The organism is Photobacterium japonica (assembly GCF_050337005.1).
In the GTDB taxonomy this organism is placed as follows: Bacteria; Pseudomonadota; Gammaproteobacteria; order Enterobacterales; family Vibrionaceae; genus Photobacterium; species Photobacterium japonica.
Genome location: NZ_JAKJSN010000103.1, coordinates 1 through 6,389 on the forward strand (window position 1 = coordinate 1; position 6,389 = coordinate 6,389).

The following is a 6,389-nucleotide window of genomic DNA, read 5'->3' on the forward strand; positions in this document are numbered from 1 at the left end:
ACCACAGGACCACAGGACCACAGGACCACAGGACCACAGGACCACAGGACCACAGGACCACAGGACCACAGGACCACAGGACCACAGGACCACATTATTCCCAATCCTTGATGATCGATCTCGAGGGTTGAACCATCTCTTATCTCAAGATATTAAAATTATGCATTTCACAAAGAAGCTTCTGATTAGCGCGATGGCGACGGCCATGCTCGCGGGTTGTACGGTGCCGGGATCGCACCTGACTACAGATAACAAAGCAGTGATCACCGAGAGTCAGGGTACTGATAATCAACAAAGTGAGTCGCAGCCGAACATTTCCGATCAAGTGAACATTTACCCGCTTACTGCCGGGCGAGTGAATCAGTTTAAGCCGCCGAAAGTGTTTTCACGTACCAACAGCGCGTTAGATGCAGAAATTGTGCGTTATCAATACCGCATTGGCCCTGGCGACATTCTCAATATCACTATTTGGGACCACCCCGAACTGACCATTCCGGCGGGCTCTTACCGCAGCTCAACAGAAGCGGGCAACTGGGTACATGCCGACGGCAGTATTTTCTACCCCTATATTGGCTTAGTGCATGTAGAAGGTAAAACCGTCACCCAAGTGCGTGCGGATATCGCTCGCCGCCTGGCGGCTTACATTGAAAGCCCGCAGGTAGACGTGAACGTGGCCTCGTTCCGCTCACAGAAAACGTATATTACTGGCGAAATTAAAAATCCCGGTCAGCAAGCTATCACCAACGTGCCATTGACCCTGTTGGATGCGATTAACAAAGCGGGCGGCTTGGCAGACGAAGCGGATTGGCGCAACGTGACCTTGACCCGCAACGGTAAAGAAGAAAACATTTCCTTGTATGCCCTAATGCAACGTGGTGATTTAACCCAAAACCGCCTACTGCGCCCTGGCGATATCGTTCACGTACCCCGTAACGATGCACAAAAAGTGTTTGTGATGGGCGAAGTGAACGACCCTAAACTGCTGAAAATTGACCGCGCGGGCATGAGCTTGACCGAAGCGCTGAGCAGCGTGGGCGGCATTAACCAATTGGCCGCCGATGCCACGGGTGTATTCGTGATCCGTAGCAACATGAATAAGACGGCATCACCACAAACAACCGCGATGGTGAGCTCACCCAAAGTGGATGAAAACGGCAAGCCGGTTGAAGATACATCCATCCCAATGGCTAACGTGTATCAGTTGAATATTCAAGATGCCTCTGCATTGGTTATCGGTACCGAGTTTGAATTACAGCCTTACGACATTGTGTACGTGACAGCCGCACCGATTGTCCGTTGGAACCGTGTGGTCGCACAGCTATTGCCAACCATCAGCGGCTTTAACGAACTCACCGAAGGCGTACTCCGCGTAAGGAATTGGTAATCACTGCGAAGCAGTGAAGTGTATCGAGTGGCGAGTTAGCGTGTTTCGAGATATAGCAATAGCTGAAATTCTGGCCCTGAGGTCCTATGGTCCTGAGGAAAGCGCGAGAGTCAAAGTAATGCAGAACAAGGATGGGTAATGCGGCTGCTAGGATTTGAAAAGCTTGAGGTATGGAAAAAGAGCTCAAGGCTTTCAGTTGATATCGTCAAGTCACTCCTAGATTGTAAAAATTATGCATTGCGCGACCAACTCACGCGAAGTTCTCTATCTGTACCTTCTAATATCTCAGAGGGGGAAGAAAGAGAAACAGCGAAAGAATCTGCTCGCTTCCTATATATCGCTAAAGGTTCTTGCGGGGAAATGATCACACAACTCTATATTGCGATTGAGTTAGGTTATCTCTCCAAGGAACAAGGCCTTCACTACATTAAAGAAGCCAAACATATTTCTGTTATGTTGGCGAAACTTATCAAAATAAGAAAAGGGATGGTTCGGTAGTCTCCGAGTATTTAAAAATACTTGACTACGAATCTCTGGAACTATTCTGCAGGACCACAGGACCACAGGACCACAGGACCACAGGACCACAGGACCACAGGACCACAGGACCACAGGACCATCTATTAAATTGGACATAATATGACCCCTTCACAAAACACACAACCTCGGCAGGACGCAGATGAAATCGATCTGGGTAAGCTGTTTGGCATCTTAATTGATAGCCGTTGGAGCATTATTGCGATCACCTTCGTGTTCGCGGTGGTCGGCATTGCCTATGCCTTGTTAGCGACGCCGGTGTATAACGCTGATGCACTGATCCAAGTGGAAGAAAAAAGCTCTGGCATGCCTGCCTTGGGTGACATGGGCGAGATGTTTGCGGGGGAGTCTTCTGCGACGACGGAAATCGAGATCATCAAATCGCGTATGATTTTGGGCGATACGGTCAACAAGTTGAACTTGACCACCGTGGTGTCGCCGAACTATTTACCCGTTATTGGGAAAGGCCTGGCACGTATTCAAGGTGAAACCCCGAACGTGGATGTTAGCCGTCTTGATATTCCTGAGTGGGCTGATGTACCAGTCTATACACTACAGGTTATTGATGGTGAGCAGGGTACCTTTGAGCTACTGGATGCTACCGAGCGCAAAGTGCTGTCTGGCAAAGTGGGTGAACTCGCGAAGCAAGACGAGTTCGAACTGTTCGTGACGCAAATGCACGCCAAAACCGGTGACAGCTTTACGGTTGCTAAACGTTCGCAACTGGATGCGATTCAGTGGTTACAAGCCAATTTATCGGTGAGTGAGCGCGGCAAACAAACCGGCATTTTGCAGCTTAGCTTTACCGGTGAAAACCGTGCAGAGATTGAAGCGATTCTGGACAGCATCAGCCAAGATTACTTCCTGCAAAACGTTGAGCGTAATTCTGCCGAAGCACAAAATAGCTTGGACTTTTTACGCAGCCATTTGCCTGATATTAAAGTGCAGCTGACAGTCGCTGAAGATTTGCTTAATGCCTTCCGTCAGGAAAATGAATCTATTGATTTGGGGCTAGAAGCAAAGTCTACGCTTGATGTGATGGTGACCATTGAATCACAACTTAATGAGTTGACCTTCAAAGAGAGTGAAATTTCCCAGCGTTTTACCAAATCGCACCCTGCTTATATTGCGCTATTAGATAAGCGCAAAACGTTATTGAGCGAGCGAGACCGCTTTAACAAGCAAGTACAGCAGTTGCCAAAAACGCAACGTGAAGTATTGCGCTTAACTCGCGATGTAGAGGTTAACCAGCAGATTTACGTCCAGCTGTTGAATAAAGTGCAAGAGCTGAGCATTGTTAAAGCCAGTACGGTGGGCAATGTACGTATTTTGGATGAAGCGCAGTCTTATACCCGTGCAGTTAAACCGAAAAAACCGTTGATTGTGGTATTAGCCACGTTACTCGGCGGTATGTTGGCGGTGGCGATGGCATTGCTGAAAGCGGCGTTTCACCGAGGGGTGGAAAACCCAGATGAGATTGAAGCGATTGGCTTGCCGGTATATGCCAGCATCCCCATGTCTGATTGGCAAATTGAGCTAGAGAAAAAGCAGGGCAAGAAAAAAGCACTATCAGTACAAGACACCTTGCTTGCGGTTTCTAACCCTGCGGATCTCTCTATCGAAGCATTGCGCAGCCTGCGTACCAGCTTGCACTTTGCGATGATGGAAGCCAAAAATAACATTTTGATGATCTCTGGCCCAAGTCCAGGTATTGGTAAATCATTCGTGTCTGCCAACATGGCAGCGGTGATAGCCAAAACAGGATCGCGTGTATTGGTGATTGATGCGGATATGCGAAAAGGGCGAATGGAAAAACAAATGGCGGTGACGCCAACGCCGGGACTGTCAACCTACCTTTCTGGCCAAACCAGCATTGAAAGCTTGATTAAGCAACCGGGCATTGAAGGGTTAGATTTTATTGGCCGTGGTGAAGTGCCACCGAACCCGTCTGAGTTGTTAATGCACCCGCGTTTTAAAGCGTTAATGGATTGGGCGGCAGAAAACTACGACATGGTGATTGTCGATACCCCGCCAATTTTGGCAGTAACGGATGCCGCCATTGTTGGGGCCCATGCGGGTACGTCTTTGCTAGTAGGGCGCTTTGGTCAAAATGCGGTGAAAGAAATTGAAATTACCAAGCAGCGTTTTGAACAAAACGGCATCGAGATTAAAGGCTTTATTCTGAATGCTGTCGTGCGTAAAGCAAGTACGTATTACGGTGGTAACTACGGTTACTACAATTACAGTTATGAGTCGAATAAATAAGTAGACTGATTAATAGTGTAATGAATAAAGGCGCTGAATTCATCGCCTTTATTGTAGCTGTACTTTGTTTTAATAATAGGACGTTTTCGCGACCTATTGGGACCCTTACTGGAAAGTAAGCAAAACCTAGGTCTCACATGGGGTGGCCTGCAACGGGCTGTCTCAAAATGAAGAAAAGTTGTCTCAGTACTGTTAGAGATACTGAGACGAAATGATGCGAAAAGTTCGCAAATCCTCAGAATCCATCCTCACAATCGTGAGTGAATTTAAGAATATTAAAAGAGAAACTGATGACTAAGAAAAAAATTCTTACGGTTTTTGGCACCCGTCCAGAAGCCATTAAAATGGCGCCTTTAGTACACGCACTTGCAGCTGATGAGAGATTTGAAGCTAAATGCTGTGTTACAGCTCAGCATCGTGAAATGCTTGACCAAGTTCTTGAGCTTTTTGAAATTACACCTGACTATGATTTGAATCTAATGCAAGCGGGACAAACATTAAATGATGTAACAGCGCGTATTTTGTTAGAACTCAAACCAGTGCTTCAAGAATTTAAACCGGATGTCGTATTAGTGCATGGTGATACTGCTACGACGTTCGCGGCAAGTCTTGCTGCATACTACGAGCAAATTGCTGTAGGTCATGTAGAAGCAGGTTTGCGTACAGGCAATATCTATTCCCCTTGGCCGGAAGAAGGGAATCGCAAGTTAACAGGCACGCTGGCTAAGTATCATTTTGCACCAACGGAAACGTCAAAGGCGAATCTGTTGGCCGAGAATTATGCCGCTGACGATATCTTCGTAACAGGTAATACGGTTATTGATGCGCTACTAATGGTGAAAGAGAAGATTGATTCAGACAGTGACTTGAATGCGACGTTAGCTGCACAATTTCCATTTTTAGATGAAAGCAAAAAGTTGATTTTGGTAACTGGTCATAGAAGAGAAAGCTTTGGTGGTGGTTTTGAACGCATTTGCCAAGCGTTGGCTGAGACCGCAAAAGCCCATCCTGATGTACAAGTGCTGTACCCGATGCACTTGAACCCAAATGTACGTGAGCCTGTTAATCGTCTTTTAGCCGATGTTGATAATGTATTCCTGATTGAGCCACAGCAGTATCTTCCATTCATTTATTTAATGAGTAAGGCCAATATCATTTTGACAGATTCAGGTGGCATTCAAGAGGAAGCCCCTTCATTAGGCAAGCCTGTATTAGTGATGCGAGACACCACTGAACGTCCTGAAGCCGTAAGTGCTGGGACAGTAAAGTTAGTAGGTACAGATACAAAAAATATTGTTGATAATCTAGACATGTTACTAACTAATCAAGAAGAATACGATGCAATGAGCTTTTCTCATAACCCATATGGTGATGGAAAATCGTGTGAAAAAATACTGAGCTTTTTATAAGTGTGCTAAAAATGGAAACAGTCAAAATATCAAAAGTTAAAGTAATAAGTTATGCTGTTTTAATTTTTATATTAAATGAATATTTATATTATTACCCGGTTATTTCTTACGGTGTTAATGTGTTAATATTCTTAACAATACTTTTAAAATTTTTAAATAAATCAGATGATCTATTATTTTTAATAGCAATATTTGGCCTTGTATTAAATACAAGGCCAAGAGAAATACATACAGTTGCAATAGACATGCGAGGCATGTTTGAATATTATACGTTCAATATGCAGAAATTTGGACTGTTTTCATTTAGTACATCATTATTAATGGCTTTAAGTATAATTTTGGTTTTATTTTACTTGAAAAATATTAACACTCTTAAAAGTCAGCGTTCTCTTGTTTTTGTATTAATTTACTCTTTTATCTTCACGGTTATATATGGCCTGAACACTCAAGAGTTTAATTTATTARAAGGAACTCAACCTGTAAGGTACTTGTTATTTCTTATCGGTGGCGGGTTGTTTGCAAAATATCATGTCTATGAGAAAATGAAAATTGATGATCACTATATTGAAAAATTGGTATTAAATATAGTGTTAACTAGTTTAATAGTATCAACTTTCTGTTTAATGTCAGATTTAATAACTGGAAATTTCAAATTAAGGTACACAACAAGTACAATATATTTTTCATCGTTGTTTTTGTATGTTGCAGTTAATAAAAATTACTCCACAGCACAAAGGGTTATAATTCCAACCCTATCGGTTTTAATTCTTTTCCCTATTACAAGGGGTGAGCAA

Annotated in this window: 5 protein-coding genes; all 5 read left to right on the forward strand. The window is 44.1% G+C overall.

The window, feature by feature from the left end:
- The first annotated feature begins 160 nt into the window (after nt 1–160).
- Entirely contained in the window at nt 161–1,384 is a 1,224-nt protein-coding gene (locus tag L4C36_RS23200; RefSeq protein WP_428480139.1) for a polysaccharide export protein, read from the forward strand.
- 138 nt (nt 1,385–1,522) lie between these two features.
- Complete coding sequence (locus L4C36_RS23205; protein WP_428480140.1) at nt 1,523–1,882, forward strand: four helix bundle protein; 360 nt, start codon at nt 1,523–1,525, stop codon at nt 1,880–1,882.
- Nucleotides 1,883–2,023: 141 nt separating this feature from the next.
- The gene (locus tag L4C36_RS23210; RefSeq protein ID WP_428480141.1) at nt 2,024–4,186 is read left to right on the forward strand and encodes a polysaccharide biosynthesis tyrosine autokinase; all 2,163 of its coding nucleotides are present in this window, start codon (nt 2,024–2,026) and stop codon (nt 4,184–4,186) included.
- Between the two features lie 290 nt (nt 4,187–4,476).
- The gene (wecB, locus tag L4C36_RS23215; RefSeq protein ID WP_428480142.1) at nt 4,477–5,595 is read left to right on the forward strand and encodes a non-hydrolyzing UDP-N-acetylglucosamine 2-epimerase; all 1,119 of its coding nucleotides are present in this window, start codon (nt 4,477–4,479) and stop codon (nt 5,593–5,595) included.
- Nucleotides 5,596–5,606: 11 nt separating this feature from the next.
- Nucleotides 5,607–6,389: hypothetical protein (locus tag L4C36_RS23220; protein WP_428480143.1), on the forward strand; the 783-nt coding region annotated here is incomplete at its 3' end.